The following is a 17,813-nucleotide window of genomic DNA, read 5'->3' as shown; positions in this document are numbered from 1 at the left end:
GCGCGGCACGGAGTGACCGCGCACTACGAGAAAAGCCTCGGCCCTGAACAGGGCCGAGGCTTTTTCCTTCCGAAAGACCGGAATGGTCAGATCTGCATCTGCATGGCCTGGGAGCGGCGCAGACGCATGGCCTTGCGCTTGAGCTGACGACGCTCATCCTCGCTCAGGCCGCCCCACACGCCGTAATCCTGGTTCGTGTCCAGAGCGCACTTGAGGCAGGCGTCGATCACCTTGCAGGTGCGGCACACGGCCTTGGCCTCCTCGATCTGCTGGTAGGCGGCGCCGGTGTTGCCCACCGGGAAGAACAATTCCGGATCCTTGTCACGGCACGCAGCCTTGGCACGCCAATCAAATGCACTGCTCATCGTCGTCATACTCCAATCCGATACCAACAATCGTGTCCTGTACTACATAAGCACGTTCGATGGTCTTTTTCAAGACTTTCGCGCAAAGAAGACGCCGGCGGTTCATGGCGCCCCCGCGCGGGCGGGCGTGCCGGACGCGCATTGCACGGCCCACGCCCTGGCGCCGTCGACCAGCACCGCGCGGCCCGGCAGCGCCATGTCGTCAGGACCGAACGACGACCACAGGTCGCCGGGCACGCCGTTCATCATGTCGACGGCGCGGTCGCCGGTGGGGAACACCACGCGCACCGCGCAATGCTCCGGAACCCGCACATGACGGGTCGTCTCCGCCGCGAACACCACGGTGACCCGCCGGTCGGACAACGCCTCCCGCAGCTCGGCGCACAGCGGGTCGTCCCCGAACGGATCGAACAGCGGGCCGGCGTCGTCGACGATCCACACGCGACGTGGCGGAGACGGGGGCGGGCCGCCGGACGGGAACGCGCCTTGGACCGGGGCGACATGCACGTCGCGGGTGACCGGACCGCAGGGACCGCATGACGTGACCCGCACCGCGAACCCGCCGCACTCGCGCGCCAGCGCCACGATTCGATGCTCCACATGCGACAGCAGCGTGGACTTGCCACGGCCATGCTGCCCGAACACGCCCACATTGCCGCGCAGCAGCGGCAGGAACGCCGTCGACAGCCGCACGCCGTCATCGCGCAGCGCGAACGGCACCGCATCCCGCGCGGAAGCCGCCTCCAACGCTCGCACCACGCGGGGCAGGGGAGCGGTGAACAACGCAGGCGGCGGCACCGACCCCTCGAACACGGCGGCGGCCCGCACCGCATCCACGATGCATCCGATGTCGTCCGCGGCGGCGCACCGCCACGCCGTCACCCGCTCGCCGTCGTTCGCATACGCCACCCCGGGCAGGGACGGCGGGATCGCCGCCGCCTTCGCCGAACCGATGAGCTCCGTCGACTGCAACGCGTCGCGCACGCGCAGACACAGCCCCAACGACATGTTCGCCTTCATATCCGCACCCACCTGGCCGGACGGATGCTGCGTGCACGCCACCACATGCATGCCCAGCGCGCGCCCCAGCGAGGCGATGCGCACCAGCCGGTCCACCACGTCGGGCAACTGGTCGCGCAGCGCGTGGAACTCGTCGGCCACGACCACCATGCGCGGCGGCGCCAACCCCTCCGGCATCGACGCCACATCCGGCGCACCGCTCGACGCCACCAGACGCTCACGGCGTCGCAGCTCCTCCTCGATGGCATGCAGCGCCCGTTTCGCATGTGCCAGATCCAGATCGCACACGTTGCCCACGCAATGGGGTAGCCGCGCCAACGGCCTGAACGCCGCACCGCCTTTGAAATCGAGGAACACGAACCGCAGCGCATCCGGCGGATTGCGGCACGCCATGGCCAGGCACCAGCTCTGCAGCAGCACCGACTTGCCCGAACCGGTGGTTCCCGCCACCAGGGCGTGCGGCCCCTGTCTGCCCAGATCGAGACGGAACACGCCGTCGAGATCGACGCCCACGGGGACGTCCAATCCCGGAGGCTCCAGCCATCGCCGTACCACGGTGCGCCAAGGCAGCGGATCGCGCGCCGCGTCCAGTCCCAGCAGATCCTCCAGCACGCATGGATGCAGGAGATCCAGCCGCGTATGGTCGTCGAGGGGAGGCCCGGCACGGCCCGACGACCCTCCCGTTCCGCCCGCCGTCGCGGAATCCGGCGGTCCGGAGCCGGAGGCGGACGCGGCGCGCATCCGCTGGAGCAGCAGCATGGCGGCGCAGCCGATGATCATGGGCGCCAGCATGGCGGCATACAGCCACCGGCGCATGGCCAGCAGCATGACGAGCATGACCGCCTGCGCGGCCAGTGGCACCGCGGCTGCGAGCATGGCGAGTGTGCGCTCGCGGTCGCGTGGCGTGGTCCGGTCGCGTGAGGCGCGTGTCCGATTGCGTGGAGTGCGGTTCTTTGGTTCCCGTGTCATGGCGTCCACTGTGACCGCCATGACACAGGCGGCGCAAGGCCGAACGGGTGATGTGGATAGAGCCCCCGGGAATCTTCACATCCTCGTGGGGCGGCATATGAGGGACGGCGTATGAGGGGAATGCGGCGGAACGGGTCGCCGCCGTCAGGACGACTGTTGGGATTCGGCGAGCGTGCCCACCGTCCCCGCCGCATGCGTGCCGGCGGCGAGTTCGGAGAACAGTTCGGTGTTGCGGCTGTCGTCGAGCAGCACCGAGGAACCGACCCCGCTCACCTGATAGTCCGGGTTCGTCCAGTACACGGAGCCGGTGATGCCCTTGGACCCGGTGGCGGCCTTGAACGCCAACGCCATGTCCAGCAGCGTGAGCGGATTGGTCTTGTCGTCGACGGTCAGCGCGGCCAGGCCGGCGTCCGCGGTCTTCGTGACGGTCGGCGGGCTCGCCAGCACCTCCTTGGACGACGCCTTCTTCACGATGGCGGCGATGACCTGGCGTTGGCGTTGGGCGCGTCCGAAGTCGCCGTTCGCGTCCGAGTAGCGCATGCGGGAGAACGCCAGGGCCGTGTCGCCATCCGCGACATGGCATCCCGCGGTCCAGTCGAGACCGGATTTCGCGTCGTTGACGGTCTGGTCGTAGCACAGCTCGACGCCGCCGATCGCGTCCACCACGTGCTTGAGGCCGCCGAACTTGATCTTGGCGATGTGGTCGATGTTCTGTCCGGTGATCCGCTCCACGGTGGAGACCAGCGCCTTGCCGCCGTCCATCTGCGCCACGGCGTTGATCTTCATGTACGTGCCGTCCACCTGGACGAGGGAGTCGCGGGGGATGGAGATCAGTGAGCTCGCGCCGTTGTTCGGCTTGGTGAGCACCAGGATGGTGTCGGTGCGGAAGCCCGGCGTGTCGTCCGCGCTGCCGCCCGTGGTGCCGTCGCGTTCGTCCGATCCGAGGATGAGCCATGATTCGCCGTGCGTGTTCGCTGAGCCGGTGAGCCAGCCCGACTCCTTGTTGAGGCGGGAGTCCACCCAGTTCCATGCGCCGAACACGGCCAGCGCCAGCGCGACGAGGAGCAGGGCCACTGCGACGAGCGCCGTCCGTCCCGCATGCCGCGGCCTCATCGGACGTGCCGTGCGGCGTCGGGGCAGACGGGAATCGGCATCCGTGGGTATGGAGGCGACGCTGGTGGAGCCGGCGGAGCGTCGGGTGGGGCGGGCCGGAAGCGCGTCTTCGAGGCCGGCGCCGCGCTGCGATCCCGCTACGCGCGGGTTCCGGGTCCGTGCGGAGACGGCCGCGTCGCGATGCGACGACGACGTGCGCGGCGTGAACGACGCCGGTTGCGCCGCGCACGTCGGCTGCGACGGCTGCGGCACGCGGCGTTCGCCGGCACGACGCTGCGTGGGCGGCGTGAAGCTTGGGGGGACGGCGGTCTCGCGACGGGAGGCCGCCGACGATGAGCGGGGGACGGCGACGCGGCGCATGTCGCCGTCACCGGTATCGGCGTCGGAGGAGATTCCGACGTGGGGGACGGACGGGGCGGCGGGCGGACGTCGACGCGATCCGGCGGGAATGAAGCTGGGCGGAGTCGCCTGCGAGCCCATCCCATCGCCTTCCAGAGTCATGCCGCCTCCCGATCAGTCACAGTCGCTTGAAAACTTCTGCAACTGTTGCACATAACCGGCCCCGTGGTGGCGGGGCGTCGCGGATTTTCTCATTTCCGGCACATGACCGGCGCAGGACCGGTGCCGGTCATGTGCCCGGGCGGGTCAGCTTGCCTTGCACGCCACGTTGTTGAGGTAGTCCTCGGAGATGCCGATCACCAGGCCGGTCGTGGCGTCCTTGATGATGCCGGTGTCCTTGTCGATGACGCCGCCGGTGCTCGCGTCGATGTAGTTGCCGGAGGCGTCCTCGGTGATGGTGGAGCTGATCTGCTTGGAGGATTCGGACTGCTGCCCGGAATTGTCCGTGGAATCCTGGGAGCCGGACGTCTGGGAGGAGGTGTCGGACTGCTGGTCGGAACCGTTGGCGTCGGACGAGTCGTTGGCGTCGGAGGAGGAACCGGAATCCCCGGAGGACGCCTGCTGCTCGACGAACGGCGTGTCGTTGCGCATCTTCGCCCACAGCGTGTCCGCGTCGGCGGTCCACACCACGCGGTTGCGGTCGCGGGCCCATGACGTGACGGGCACGGTGCGCGCATACAGGTGCGAGGTGTCGAGGCTCTTCATGCTCATGGCGAGACCGGCCAGCGTGGTGGTGTTGGCGAGGCCCTTGGAGATGTTGAGCGACTTCAGCGCGGCCTTGGCGAGCTGGTAGAGCTGGCCGGACTGGGTGAGCATGTTCTTGTTGAGCGCCTGCTGGAGCAGCTGCTTGACGAGATACTGCTGACGCGTGGTGCGCTGGATGTCGGACCCGTCGCCGGCGCCGTGCCGCAGACGTGCGTACTGGGTGGCGGCCATGCCGTCCAGGTGGTGCCATCCCTTGGCGAGGTCCACGCCGGTGTTGGGGTCGTTGACGTCGGACGGGATGCACAGGTCCACGCCGTCCACGGCGTCGATCATGGTCTTCAGGCCGTTGAAGTCCACGACGATGAAGTTCTGGATGTCAAGACCGGTGAGCGAGTTCACCGCGTTCATCGTGCAGCTGGCCGCGGAGGAGAGGTTGCCGGCGCGCTGGTAGGCGGTGGCGAAGATGGAGTTGAACATCACGTCGTACTGCGCGCCGATCGTGCCGTTCGTGGTGGTGCAGCTGGGGACGTCGACGATGGAGTCGCGCGGGATGGAGACCAGGTTGACGTACGAACGGTCCGCCGCGATCTGCACGACCATGGTGGTGTCCGCCTGATGGTTCGCGGCGAGGTCCGCGCCTTCGCCGCCGACCGCCGCGTTGCCCGCGCCCTCGCGCGTGTCCTGGCCGAGCACGAGCACGTTGATGGGCTTGCCCGCGTTCGGGTCGACCACCGAGACGTCGGCGGTCTTGCCGTCCTGCCCGATCACATCCGTCGACCTGCTGTTGATCGTGTGCTGGATGTCCAGGAGCGTGGACGCCGAGGCGGTGCCTGCGAACGTGAGCAGGGCCGCCACCACGCACACGATGACGTTGCGCACGCGATGCTGCACGCGGTACGCGGTGCCGTGCCGGGGCGCGGCGTCCTCCCATCCGTTGAGATTGGGCACACCTGCGGCGGATCGTCTCGAGCTCACGCTGAATACCTTCCTGTAGGGGCTGGAACATGACGATTGTACGGCAGGCAAGCGAAAAGAAACCTGAACGCGGTGGACCCGGCGTCCGGACACATAGCACAAGTCGCTCCGAAGCGTGGTATTGACACGGCATGACTTGACAAAAAGGAAAACGCAAGTGTGTAATCTAGTGGCGAAGGACGGCGAAACACCGACGGCAGGAAGGAAGACGCGCATGAGGGGGATGTCGGACGATTCCGCCGACGGCTCGCTGGGGGAGCTGCTGTGGGGGCTGTTCCCGCCGGACGAGGATGTATCGTGGCAGCATAAGGCGTTGTGCTCGCAGACCGACCCCGAGGCGTTCTTCCCGGAGAAGGGTGGATCCACCAGGGACGCGAAGCGCGTATGCGCGCAGTGCGAGGTGCGCGAGCAATGCCTCCAATGGGCCATCGACCATGACGAACGCTTCGGCATCTGGGGCGGCATGAGCGAACGCGAACGGCGAAGGTACAAGAAGATGCGCAAGGAGCAGGTTTGAGCCAGGAACCGGACGAGACAACCATGGAGACGGGCGGCGTGCGTCAGGTGTTGGCCGACGCATTGTCCGCCCGTCCCTATTCCCACAGCCAGGGCGTGGAACCCGGGGTGGCAGCCGTCATCTGCGTGGAGGACGACCTGCGCTTCCTGCCGGACACGCTCGCCGCGGTGCTGCGGCAGACCACGCTGCCCGGCGTCATCGTGGTGGCGGACTGCACGGGCGGCACCGCCCAGCCGGTCCAGACCTCGTTCGAGGTGATCGCCGCCTCCCATGAGCCGCTCGAGCGAGTGCCCGAGCCCATGAACGTCAGCGTGCGGCTGGTGCGCGCGCAAGGGGCGCGGTCGTTCGGCGACGCCGTGCGCCGCGCGCTCGCCTATGCGCATCTCGACGCCTCCACGCGCGCCCTGTGGGTGCTGCACGACGATTCACGCCCGGCCGACGAGCGCTGCCTCGAGCGGCTCGTCGAGGCGATGCGCAACACGCCCGGCGCCTCGCTGCTGGGCGCCAAGCAGCTCGACTGGTCCGGGGAGAATCTGCACGGCGTGGGCGCCTACGCCTCCGGACACGGCATCAACACGCTGGTGGTGGACGGTGAACCGGACCAGGAGCAGTACGACGGACGCGCCGACGTGTTCGCCGTCTCGCTGGCCGGCGCGCTGATCCCGGTGGAGACCCTCGCGGCCACGTCCGGGGTGACCGCCTGGCTGGGCACGTTCGCCGAAGGGGCCGACCTCTGCCGCAGGATCTGCCGCGGAGGCGGACGCGTGGTGGTCGTCCCCGGCGCCCGCGTGGCGCATCGCCGGGCGCGGTACGAGGGGCTGCGCACCCGGGCCGGCAGGCCGGTGGACGCCGACGACGCCGTGAACCCGGCCATGCGCGTGATGGACGCGTGGCAGCGCTACCGCTACACCGACATCCCCATGGCCATGTGGCCTCTCACGTGGCTCTGGTCGCTCGTCGCCTCGCTGGCCGGCGCGCTGGCGCTGCTCGTCGGCAAGCAGCCGTACGAGGCCTGGTGCCGCCTGTGCATGCCATGGCGGGCCCTGGCCGGCATCCCCGGCTCCGGCAGGGCGCGCCGCGCCGTGGCCCGCGGCAACGCCGCCTCCCGCGCGCAGATGGCCATGCTCACCGCCGGCCGTGACCAGATCGCGCGGTGGAGGGAACGCCGCCGCGCGCTCCTCGACCAGCGCGGCACCGTGCTGCTCGGCCCGCTGGTGCGCGCGCATCTGCGTGGAAGGCTGCTCAGACGTTGGCTGCTTGCCGTGCTCATGGCCGCCGTCGCCTTCGGCACCGTGGTCGCGTTGGATTGGACGCTGTTCCGTTCCGCCCTGTCCGGCGGATCGCTGGTCTCGGACCGGTGGTGGCCCACGGACGCCACGCTCGGCCAGGTCGCGCAGGCCGCCACCACGCAGTGGCTGTGGGGCGTGGGCACGGGCGTGTCCGTCCCGCCCGCCCCCTGGCTGTGGGTGCTGCTCGTCGCCTCGCTGCTCACCGGCGGCCATGTCGCCGCCGCCACCTCGCTCATCCTGTTCGTCGCGGCCCCCGTCTCGGCGTTGTCGTTCTGGGCCCTGGCCGGCGTCTTCACCCGCTCCGACGCGGTCCGCGTGACCTGCGGCCTGCTGTGGGCGGCGTCCGGCATGGCCGCCGGACTGACGACGGACGTGGACCTGCCCATGCTCACCGTGATGATGTTCCTGCCGGCCGCGTTCGCGTTCACGTTCCGCGCCGTCGGCCGCTACCGCACCGAGGATCCGGTGCGGCCGCGCCCCTCGGTGCAGGCGGCCGCGGCCGCGTCCCTGTGCTTCATGCCAGTCGTGGCCGCCGAGCCGCAGCTGCTGCTGCCGCTCGTCGTGATCTTCGTCGTGTTCCTCCTGTTCGTGCCGCGGCACCGCGCCATGCTCCTGCTCATGCCCGTCCCCGCCGCGCTCCTCGTCGCTCCGACGCTCGCCAACGCCGTGCGGCGTTTCGGTTCGGGGGAGTGGCGCCAGCTGTTCGGCGACATGACCGTCCCGTCCGTCGCCTCGAACGGTGAGCCCGACTCGCTCAACCTCTACGGCGTGACGGCCCGCGCGTTCGGATTCGATACGCTTGCGCAGCCGTTCGGCATGGTCACGATGGCGGTGCTCGCCGTGATCGTCGTCCTTGCCGTCGTCGCGCTCATGCTGCCGTCCGTGTTGCGCATCTCCCGCATGATGTGGGTGGTCATCGTCGCCGGCGGCGCGTTGAGTCTCGTCTCGTCCCGCGTGGCCATCGCCGTCGGCGTGGATGGCGCCATCGCCGGATCGGTGCTGCCCGGCCTGTCCCTCGCCCTGATGGGGGCCATCTCCTGCGTGTGCCTGACGGCCGGCGGGGCCGTCACGCCGTTCGCCGAGATCGCCGCCCGGGCCGGAAGGCCGGAAGCGGCCGACGACGCTGGGAAGCGGCGCAGGAAACGTCCGTCCGCCGGACGGTCGCGGACGATGTTCCGCATCGGCAGGATCGCGATGTGCGTGGTCCTGCTCGCCGGCACGGTCGCATGGAGTGGCCTCGCCGCCGCCCACCATCCGGCCGGCGGCGCGTCCGTCACCTCGTCCGGTCTGCCGATGGTGGCCATGGATGCGCTCCAGCGCGACCCGGACCAGCGGGTGCTGGCCGTCTACGCCGATTCCGCCAACGAGGTGGACTACGCGGTGATGCACACCTCGCGCGGCGACCTCATCGACTCCTCGCCCGCATGGCGCGCCCGCCAGGCCTCCGGGCAGGGCAGCGAGGAGGACGCCAAGCTCGGCGACGTCGCCGCACGCCTGCTGTCCAACGAGGACGGCGAGGCCGTGGACCAGCTCGTCTCGCTGGGCTTCGGCGGCATCTACGTCGTCGCGGGCGGCAGCGGATCCGACCGTCTCATGACGAACATCACCGCCTCCGAGGGCACGCAATCCGTCGTGGCCTCCTCCGAGGGGACCTACTATCGCCTCGTCGCCGCGGAAGGCAACACCGTCTCGGTGGACACCGCATGGCAGCGGCGCATGCAGCGGAGCCCCTGGCGTACGGCATGGCTGTCCTGCCTGGGGATCGTCGTCATCCTCTACATGCTCGTGGCCGTACCCCGAAGGCACCGCACGCCGCTGCGCGAGGACGGGCATGACGATGAGGAGAGGAAGGAAGCATGAGCAACACCATGACCACGGCGAAACGCGTGATCCGCGTGATCCTCGCCGTCATCTCCAGCATCGTCCTCATCGGCGCGTTCGCCGTGCTGGCCGTCGTCGACCTGCCGCACGTCCTCGTCGACGCCCCCGGGACGTCGCTCGCCGCGGACCACGACATCGTCCAGCAGCGTCTGACCGCGTACTGCCCCGCGCGCATGCGGCTGTCGGATTCCACGGACTGGGGCGACAGCGACTACCGCGCCTCCGAGGGAGACCTCGCCACCACCGCCACCTACGCGGCGTTCGGTTCCGTCTACGCCTCGACGGCGTCGTCGTTCGATGTCGGCTCGGGCGACGACGTCACGCTCGAGGCACCGGCCAACGCCGGACGCGAGGACGCCATGGTGGCCAAGGACGCCGACGGCGTCTCCCGCACGCTCTCCACGAACCTGCTCCAGGCGGGCGTCGGCTCCGGACACGCCGGCGTCATCGCCTCGCACGCCTCGGACGGCGACCTCCGGGGCATCTCCGCGGGCACCTGCACGACCCCCGCGGTCAGCCAGTCGTTCCTGCTCACCGCCACCACCACCGGCGTGACGCAGCAGCTCGTCATCGCCAACCCCTCCTCCAAGGCCACCGGCGTGACCATCGCCGTGACCGGCAGCGAACGGTCCGGACGCATGGGACTCGCCACCGCCGGCTCCACGACCGTCGAGGCCAACGCCGAGACCACCATCGACCTGTCCGCCGCCGCGTCCGGCCAGAACGGCCTGTACGTCACGGTGACCAGCGACGCGACGCCCGTCGCCGCCGTGGTGCGCACGCTCGCCGCCGACGGGCTGACGCCCAAGGGCTCGGACTTCGCCATGCCGCTCGAGCGGCCGTCCGGGACCGTCGCCATCCCCTCCGTCGCGGAAGGCGACCGGACGACCCTCTACCTTCACGCCGCCAAGGCCACCCGGACGCGACTGTCCTGGATGACCGACGACGGGCCCGTCGCCATCCGCACCGTCAAGACGGACGCCGACCGCGTGGACGTCATCGACCTCGGCGCCGCGCCCAAGGGCGCGCACGCCATCCTCGTCGAAGCCGGGGCGAAGGTCTCCGCCATGACCAAGGCCGTGAGGGCGGGGGCGTCCGGACAGGAGGACTTCGCGCTGCTCGGCGCGCCGGCCGCCTCCGCCTCCACCGGCACCGCCCTGCCGGACGGCTACGACGCCGACGTGGTCCTCGCCAACACCGGCGACGCGGACTCCACGGCGCACGTCACCGTCATGGACGCCGACGGCAACGCCGGAGACGTGCATGACGTGGCCGTCAAGGCCCACGCCGCCGTCACCATGAAGGCGTCCGGATCGGCGGTGGTCGTCGCCGACGCCGACGATACCGTCGTCTGGGGCGTACGGCTCACCGGCGCCGGACTCGACACGGCGAAGACCGCCGGTCTCGCCGCCGTCACCCCCACGGCATTGGCCGTGCGCGAGGAGAACGTGGCCTCCGTCGAGAACCACGGCATCGTCCGCTGACCGTCACCATTCGAAGTCGGGGTCGATCTCCTCGGGCCTGCGCCCGTACAGTTCGCCCAGACGGATCACCAGTTCGTCGCGGATGGCCCACTGAAGCTCGTCACGCCCCCGCGTGCGGGACTGCAGCGGCATCCGATACAGCACGATGCGCGCGGGCGCGCCGTGCGTGGCCGGGAACAGCCGTGAATTGACGTTCGGCTCGACCTCCCACGGGGCGGGATCGGACGGCGGCACATCCTCCACCGCGAACTGCACCGGGCGCACCAGCTCCGGCCAGGCGTCGGCCAGCCGACGGATATGCGAGGCGACCAGATCGTCGAACATGCCGGAACGGGTGCGGTAGCGTGGCAGACGGGTGCCGAACATCGGCGTGCGCACGCCGCGCCCATGACGGTTGCGGTAGACTCTGGCGTTCCAAGGGGCTTCAGGCATGCCTCCCACTGTAGGCCAAGGAGGCGGCATGGACCGCGCGGCGGGACCGGCCGGCGCGCCCGTGCGATAGGATACGTACCATGCGGGCTGTTCGGACCGGCGGGAGGCGACGATGATCAGAGCATGGAACGACTGGGACATGGACGTCCTATGCCGTCGCGCGCGGCTCATCGGATTCGACCTGGACAACACGCTGGCCAACTCGAAACGGCCGATGCTGCCGGAGATGGCGGCGCGGTTCAGCGAACTCACCCGACGCATCGACGTGGCGGTGGTCACCGGAGGACGGTACGAGCTCGTCATCAGCCAGATCCTCGACGTGCTCGATCCGGACGCGGATCTCGGGCGTCTGCATCTCATGCCCACCAGCGGCACCTGCTACCGGCGTTGGGACGGCGAGGAATGGCGCACGGTGTTCGTCCACGACCTCACCGACGACCAGCGCGTCCGCGCCCGTGCCAGCCTCGAACGCCGCGCGAGGGAGCAGGGCCTGTGGTTCGAACGCGTATGGGGGGAGCGCATCGAGGACCGGGGATCGCAGATCACGTTCTCCGTGCTGGGCCAGCAGGCGCCGTTGGAGGAGAAGCGCCGGTTCGACCCGTCCGGCGTGCTGAAGGCAGCCTTGGCGGAGGCGGTGGCGGGCGACCTGCCCGACCTCAAGGTGCATGCCGGCGGATACACCAGCGTGGACGTGGCCGGCAAGGGCATCGACAAGGCGTATGCACTGCGTGAACTCTCCGCCTGCACCGGCGTGGATGTGGGCGACATCGTGTTCGTCGGCGACCGTATGAGACCCGGCGGCAACGATTATCCCGCGGCGCAGGCCGGCGCCATGGGTGTCGAGGTCACCTGCCCGGCGGACACGCTGCGGTTCATCGACGGCCTGCTCGCGAGGCTGCCGCGGATACCGCGGTCCGTGCGGGCCGCACGGACCGCGGCGCATGACGGCGACGGTGCGTGATGTCCGCGGCCGGGGCCTGGTGGCGGGACGTGGTGGGGCTCGTCCTGCCGCGCGGATGCGCCGGCTGCGATCTGCCCGATGAGGTCCTGTGCCCGTCATGCGCCGGCATGTTCCACGGAACGGTCGTCGTCGGGACCGCGGCCGGTCTGCCGTGCCGCGTTTACGCCTGCGCCGTGTACGAGGGCGTGGTCCGGCATGCGGTGCTGTCCTGGAAGGACCACGGCGACGAGGAGTGCGACCGGCCGTTCGCCCGGCTGCTGCGGGAGCCGTTGCGCCGTGCGCTCGGGGACTGCGGATACGGATCGTGCGACGACGCCGGGCACGGTGGAGTGGGTGATGACGGTGATGACGGTGACGTCGGCGGAGCGGGCGGTGACGGCGTCGGTGGCGTCGGCTGCCACGTAGCGGCCGGCGGGCCGTACAGGCCGCTGCTCGTGCCCGCGCCCTCGTCGCGCGCCTCGCTGCGGCGTCGCGGCCGACGGCACCTCGATCCGCTGGTCCGGTCGCTTGCGCGTTCCGTGGGCCGTCCCGACGTCCGTCCGCAGGTCATGCGCGCGTTGGAGTACCGTCGCGCAGGCGTCCTGTCCGGGCGCAAGTCGGTGGAGACCGCGGGCGCGACCGACCGCGCCGCGCGCGTGGAGGGGCGGATCCGCGTCCGGCAGGGGGCGATGGTGCGCGGGCGCGACGTCATCGTCGTCGACGACATCATCACCACGGGCGCCACGATGCGCGCCTGCATGACGGCGTTGGAGCGGGCCGGCGCGCATGTGGCGGCGGGCCTCGTGCTGGCCGCTACGCCTCGATATGGTATTTCGGCAGGGTGATCTCGAAATCGGCGCCGCGCATGTCGTCGACCACGCGCACCGTGCCGCCGTGCAGCTGCGCGGCCCAACGCGCGATGGACAATCCCAGGCCGGTGCCGCCGGATTCGGTGCCCGGGCCGGTCTTCCCCTTGACGAACCGGCGGAAGATGTCGGAGCGTGATTCCGGGGCGATCTGCGAGCCGAAGTTCACGACGTTCGTCACGACGGTGCCGTGCACCTTGTCCTCATGCACCTCGATGAGCACCGCCGTGCCGTCGGGGGAGTGCTTGAGCGCGTTGCCGATGATGTTGGTGAACAGCTGGCGCAGGCGGTTCTGGTCGCCTTCGATCATGATGCCGTCGTCCACCCGCACCTGGATGTCGTGCGCGTGGCCGCCGTCGGCGATCTCCAACGGCTCGATGGTGTCGTCGAGGAATTCCGCGAAATCGAAGCGCTCGATCTCCAGGCTGGCGGCGCCCGCCTCCATGCGGCTCAGGTCGAGCAGGAACGCGATGAGGTCGCTCAGCCGGTGCGTCTGGTTGAGGATGCCCTCCAGATTGGCGGGCGTGGGGTCGGTGACGCCGTCCGCCATGTTCTCCACCTGCGCTTGCAGGGCGGAGACTGGGGTGCGCAGCTCATGGCTCACGTTCGCCACCATGTCGCGGCGCATGCGGTCGGCGTGTTCGAGCTCGGCCGCCATCTCGTTGAAGGAACGGGCCAGCTGTCCCACCTCGTCATGGCTGGTGTCATCGATCGGCACGCGCACGGTGTAGTCGCCGTCCGCCATCGCCTCGGCGGCGTCACGCAACTGACGCAGCCGGGCGGTCAGACCACGGGAGAAGCCGTAGGTGATGCCCAGGGCCACGACGAGCGTGACCGGCATGGCGACCCAGCCGCTCCATCCGAACTTGAGCAGGAACCAGCACATGGCGAACGCGATCGCCGTGGACATGACGATGAGCGCGCCCAGCTCGAGCTTGAGCGAGGAGAACATGCCGAGCGGCCGCACGCCGGTGTGGCGTGCGGCCGCTCGCTGCGGTTTCCGGGAGGACATGCCGTCGCTCACTCGGCGTCGTTCCCGGCCGGCGGTTCGAACGCGTAGCCGACGCCGTGCACGGTGCGGATCATGCTCGGGCCGAGCTTATGACGCAGCGCCTTGACATGGCTGTCGACGGTACGCGTGCCGGAGGCGTCCACCCAGTCCCAGACCTCCTCGAGAAGCTTCTCCCTGGTAAGCACGGACTTCGGCTTGCGTGCGAGGGTGGCGAGCAGATCGAACTCCGTGGGGGTCAGGTGCACGAACTCGCCGTCGAGGCTCACCGTGCGCTGCGCGGGGTCGATGACGAGGGAGCCGAAATCGAGGATCTTCTCGTTCTCGGCGTTCTTCGCGATGACCTTGGCGCGTTCCACGCGGCGCAGCAGCGCCTTGCAGCGGGCGATGAGCTCGCGCATCGAGAACGGCTTGGTCATGTAGTCGTCCGCACCGGCGCCGAGCCCGATGACCTTGTCCGCCTCGTCGTCCCGGGCGGTGAGGATGAGCACCGGCACCGGGCGCGCCGCCACGATCCGCTTCGTGGCCTCGAGACCGTCCATCACCGGCAGCATGATGTCCATGATCACCAGATCGGGCTTGAGCTGCGTGGCCGCCTGGACGGCGCTGGCGCCGTCACCCGCGACGCGCGCCGTCCATCCTTCGGCGGTGATGCGCTGCGCGATGGCGGTGGCCAGCGTGGGTTCGTCCTCGACGACCAGCACCGTGCGCGGCGCGGCCTGCTGACGTGCGGTGGAGTTGAGCATGTTCTTGTTGCCGCCTTTCGACCGGGGTCACTCTTCCGGCTTCAAGAATACAGCGCCCAACGCGGGGATGGTGAGTTTCGCGGAGGCGGGGCGCGAGTGGTACTCGCCGGCGTCGGCCTCGAACGTGCCGTTGGTGATGCCCGAACCGCCGTACTTCTTCGCGTCCGTGGAGAAGACCTCGGTCCACTTGCCGCCCTGCGGCAGGGCCACCTGGTAGTCCTGCCACGCCTCGCCGGAGAAGTTGACGACCACGACGCACTCCTCGCCGTGGCTGCCGATGCGCACGAAGCTCAGGGTGTTGTGGTCGGCGTCGTCGCTGGTGAGCCACTGGAAGCCGTCCGGGGTGAAGTCCTGGCTCCAGATGGCCGGCGTCTCCTTGTAGAAGGCGTTGAGGTCCGCCACCATCTCCTGCACGCCGACATGGTCCTGCCAGTCGAGGCAATCCCAGTCGATGGAGGTGTTGTGGTTCCATTCGCCCCACTGGGCCAGCTCGTTGCCCATGAACGTGAGCTTCTTGCCCGGGTGCGCCCACTGGTAGGCGAACAGGGCGCGCACGCCGGCGTACTTCTGCCAGCCGTCGCCCGGCATCTTGCCGTACAGGGAGCCCTTGCCGTACACGACCTCGTCATGGCTCAGCGGCAGCACGTAGTGCTCCGAATACGCGTACACCATGGAGAAGGTGATCTCGTTGTGGTGCCACTTGCGGTTGATGGGCTCCTCGTGCAGGTACTCGAGGGTGTCATGCATCCAGCCCATGTTCCACTTGAGGCCGAAGCCGATGCCGCCGGCGCTCGTGGGCGCGGTGATGCCCGGGTACGCGGTGGACTCCTCGGCGATCATCATGATGCCGGGGTTGTTCTTGTACGCGGTGGCGTTGGCCTCCTTGAGGAAGTCGATGGCCTCGAGGTTCTCGCGGCCGCCGTAGATGTTCGGATGCCACTGGCCGGGCTCGCGGCTGTAGTCCAGATACAGCATGGAGCTCACCGCGTCGACGCGCAGGCCGTCGATATGGTATTCGTCCAGCCAGAAGCAGGCGTTCGCCACGAGGAAGTTGCGCACCTCGCGACGGCCGAAGTTGAAGATGTAGGTGCCCCAGTCCGGATGCTCGCCGCGCGTGGGGTCCGGGTCCTCGTACAGCGGGGTGCCGTCGAAGCGGCCCAGCGCGAACGCGTCCTTCGGGAAGTGCGCGGGCACCCAGTCCATGATCACGCCGATGCCGGCCTCGTGCAGACGGTCCACGAGGTACTTGAAGTCGTCCGGGCCGCCGAGGCGGGAGTCCACCGCGTAGTAGCCGGTGACCTGGTAGCCCCAGGAGCCGGTGAACGGGTACTGGGCCAGCGGCATGAACTCCACATGGGTGAAGCCGAGCTTGGAGACGTACGGCACGAGCTTGTCGGCCAGCTCGCGGTAGTTCTTGACATCCTTGCGCCAGCTCAGCGCGTTCATCTCGTAGATGGCGACCGGCTTGGACATGGGGTCGGACTGCTCGCGGTTCTCCATCCACGCCTCGTCGCCCCATTCGTGCGTCGAGTCGACGACGATGGAGCCGGTGGCGGGCGGCACCTCGTGCGAGCGCTCCATCGGGTCGGCCTTGTCGACCCACTCGTGGTTCGCGTTGAGGATCTGGTACTTGTACACCTCGCCGGCGCCGATGCCCGGGATGAAGATCTCCCACACGCCGGACGAGCCGAGCGCGCGCATGGCGTGGCGGCGGCCGTCCCAGGAGTTGAAGTTGCCGATCACGCGCACGGCGTGCGCGTTCGGCGCCCAGACGGCGAAGGAGACGCCGACGACCTGCTCGCCGGGGGTGCCGTCCGCGCCGCCCATCGGGTCGTCATAGCGGCGCACATGCGCGCCGAGCGCCTCCCACAGACGCTCGTGGCGGCCCTCGCCGAACAGGTAGGTGTCCATCTCCCCGATGGTGGGCAGGTAGCGGTACGGGTCGTCCTCCACGACGGTGGTGCCGTCGGCGTAGGTGGTGCGCACGCGGTAGTCCGGCACCGTGTATCCGTGCTCGCCCTGTGCGGCGGGCACGACGGTGACGAACACGCCGTTGAACTCGTGGATGGCGGGGTATTCGCCGTCCTGGGTGAGGACGGTCACGCTCTCGGCCATCGGCCGCAGCACGCGGATGGTGGTCTCCCCGGCATGGTCGCCTTCGGCGAGATGCCCGCCGAGGATGCCGTGGGGGTTGTAGAACTCAGCGTTGCTGACTTGGTCGAGGTCGCCCTGATTCACAGGCACGGCGAACGTATCTTCGTTGATCTTCGTGTTTGTAGCCATGTCCATAGTGTACGGCTACAAACGTTCTCATCGGGGTTGTGGCGCGTCGCTGTGGACGTCCGGGCGGCTCCAGGAGGCACGTCCATGGGGTATGGCATACTTTTTCAGGTTTTTTGTGTGTGTCAGCTCCAGCGGAGGTCTCATGGGTTACAAGGTCGGGGATATGGTCGTCTATCCGCGTCACGGCGCGGCGAGGGTGGAGGCTGTCACCGAACGCACGGTGAGGGGCGTCACCCGCGAATATCTCCAGCTTTCGGTGCTCTCCTCCGACGGTCTGGTGATCAACGTGCCCGTCGACAACGCCAAGAAGGTCGGTGTGCGCGACATCGTCGACGCCAACGAGGTGGCCACGGTCTTCGAGATCCTGCGCACCCCGATCGTCGAGAAGGAGATGAACTGGTCGCGCCGGTACAAGCTGAACGTGGAGAAGATCGCCACCGGCGACGTCAACAAGATCGCCGAGGTGGTGCGTGACCTCGCCCAGCGCGACGTGGACGACCACGGCTTGTCCGCCGGTGAGAAGCGCATGCTCACCAAGGCGCGCTCCATCCTCACCTCCGAGATCGCCCTGTCCGAGAAGATCGACGAGACCGAGGCGCAGCGTCTGCTCGACGTGAACCTCGGATACAGTGATCCCGAACCCGGTGACGACAAGCATCATACGCAGGCCCCCGAGGAGCCCGCTAGCAGGACCATGGAGCGTCTCGACGCCGAGAAGAAGGGCAAGAAGAAGCGCTGACCGGCGGTGTCCGGCGGCCGGCCGATGGCGGGCCGCCGGAATCGGGCCGGGCGCATGTCCGTGAATGGGCCGCATACCATC

The 17,813-nt window shown here is 69.1% G+C and carries 14 protein-coding genes; 6 read left to right on the top strand and 8 right to left on the bottom strand.

Annotated elements, in window-relative coordinates; translation table 11 throughout:
* Positions 1–86: 86 nt before the first annotated feature.
* From JS531_RS00700 to JS531_RS00685, 4 genes are all read right to left on the bottom strand, one after another.
* Positions 87–365: a WhiB family transcriptional regulator gene (locus JS531_RS00700; RefSeq protein WP_003826822.1), complete on the bottom strand. Its 279-nt coding sequence runs from the start codon at positions 363–365 to the stop codon at positions 87–89.
* A gap of 102 nt (positions 366–467) precedes the next feature.
* On the bottom strand, positions 468–2,354 hold the full coding sequence (locus tag JS531_RS00695) for an FtsK/SpoIIIE domain-containing protein (RefSeq protein WP_346427744.1): 1,887 nt from the start codon (positions 2,352–2,354) through the stop codon (positions 468–470).
* A 144-nt stretch (positions 2,355–2,498) separates the two neighbouring features.
* A complete protein-coding gene (locus JS531_RS00690; RefSeq protein ID WP_240541966.1) occupies positions 2,499–3,968 on the bottom strand; it encodes an LCP family protein in 1,470 nt (489 codons plus the stop codon).
* A 144-nt stretch (positions 3,969–4,112) separates the two neighbouring features.
* Positions 4,113–5,546: an LCP family protein gene (locus JS531_RS00685; RefSeq protein WP_338024107.1), complete on the bottom strand. Its 1,434-nt coding sequence runs from the start codon at positions 5,544–5,546 to the stop codon at positions 4,113–4,115.
* A gap of 214 nt (positions 5,547–5,760) precedes the next feature.
* On the opposite strand from JS531_RS00685, the gene JS531_RS00680 reads away from it, so the two are divergent.
* The 3 genes from JS531_RS00680 to JS531_RS00670 are packed head-to-tail and all read left to right on the top strand — an operon-like array spanning position 5,761 to position 10,717.
* Positions 5,761–6,063, top strand: a complete 303-nt coding sequence (locus tag JS531_RS00680) for a WhiB family transcriptional regulator (RefSeq protein WP_214311221.1) — start codon at positions 5,761–5,763, stop codon at positions 6,061–6,063.
* Between the two features lie 23 nt (positions 6,064–6,086).
* Positions 6,087–9,212: a glycosyltransferase family A protein gene (locus tag JS531_RS00675; RefSeq protein WP_214311638.1), complete on the top strand. Its 3,126-nt coding sequence runs from the start codon at positions 6,087–6,089 to the stop codon at positions 9,210–9,212.
* Positions 9,209–10,717 carry a DUF5719 family protein gene (locus JS531_RS00670; RefSeq protein WP_214311219.1) on the top strand — a complete coding sequence of 503 codons (1,509 nt, stop codon included), beginning with the start codon at positions 9,209–9,211 and terminating at the stop codon, positions 10,715–10,717. The genes JS531_RS00675 and JS531_RS00670 overlap by 4 nt, the downstream gene beginning before the upstream one ends.
* 3 nt (positions 10,718–10,720) lie before the next feature.
* On the opposite strand, the gene JS531_RS00665 is transcribed toward JS531_RS00670, so the two are convergent.
* Positions 10,721–11,149 carry a metallopeptidase family protein gene (locus JS531_RS00665; protein ID WP_214311217.1) on the bottom strand — a complete coding sequence of 143 codons (429 nt, stop codon included), beginning with the start codon at positions 11,147–11,149 and terminating at the stop codon, positions 10,721–10,723.
* Between the two features lie 112 nt (positions 11,150–11,261).
* Here JS531_RS00665 and JS531_RS00660 point away from each other — a divergent pair, with 112 nt between their 5' ends.
* Positions 11,262–12,110, top strand: coding sequence for an HAD-IIB family hydrolase (locus JS531_RS00660; RefSeq protein WP_214311215.1), 849 nt, complete (start codon positions 11,262–11,264; stop codon positions 12,108–12,110).
* On the top strand, positions 12,110–12,934 hold the full coding sequence (locus JS531_RS00655) for a phosphoribosyltransferase family protein (RefSeq protein ID WP_214311213.1): 825 nt from the start codon (positions 12,110–12,112) through the stop codon (positions 12,932–12,934). The genes JS531_RS00660 and JS531_RS00655 overlap by 1 nt, the downstream gene beginning before the upstream one ends.
* Here JS531_RS00655 and JS531_RS00650 read toward each other — a convergent pair.
* The 3 genes from JS531_RS00650 to glgB are packed head-to-tail and all read right to left on the bottom strand — an operon-like array spanning position 12,903 to position 16,993.
* Positions 12,903–13,967 (bottom strand): HAMP domain-containing sensor histidine kinase, encoded by a 1,065-nt coding sequence (locus JS531_RS00650; RefSeq protein WP_214311631.1) that lies wholly within the window; start codon positions 13,965–13,967, stop codon positions 12,903–12,905. The two genes, JS531_RS00655 and JS531_RS00650, sit on opposite strands and share 32 nt — an antisense overlap.
* Positions 13,968–13,975: 8 nt before the next feature.
* Entirely contained in the window at positions 13,976–14,710 is a 735-nt protein-coding gene (locus tag JS531_RS00645; protein WP_214311211.1) for a response regulator transcription factor, read from the bottom strand.
* Positions 14,711–14,737: 27 nt separating this feature from the next.
* Positions 14,738–16,993: a 1,4-alpha-glucan branching protein GlgB gene (glgB, locus tag JS531_RS00640; protein ID WP_214311208.1), complete on the bottom strand. Its 2,256-nt coding sequence runs from the start codon at positions 16,991–16,993 to the stop codon at positions 14,738–14,740.
* Between the two features lie 142 nt (positions 16,994–17,135).
* On the opposite strand from glgB, the gene JS531_RS00635 reads away from it, so the two are divergent.
* Positions 17,136–17,732 carry a CarD family transcriptional regulator gene (locus JS531_RS00635; RefSeq protein ID WP_214311200.1) on the top strand — a complete coding sequence of 199 codons (597 nt, stop codon included), beginning with the start codon at positions 17,136–17,138 and terminating at the stop codon, positions 17,730–17,732.
* Positions 17,733–17,813 lie beyond the last annotated feature (81 nt).

It is taken from the genome of Bifidobacterium sp. CP2 (genome assembly GCF_018555635.1).
GTDB lineage: Bacteria > Actinomycetota > Actinomycetes > Actinomycetales > Bifidobacteriaceae > Bifidobacterium > Bifidobacterium saguinibicoloris.
The sequence above is the reverse complement of the archived record's forward strand: the minus strand, read 5'-3'. Positions and strand labels throughout refer to the sequence as shown.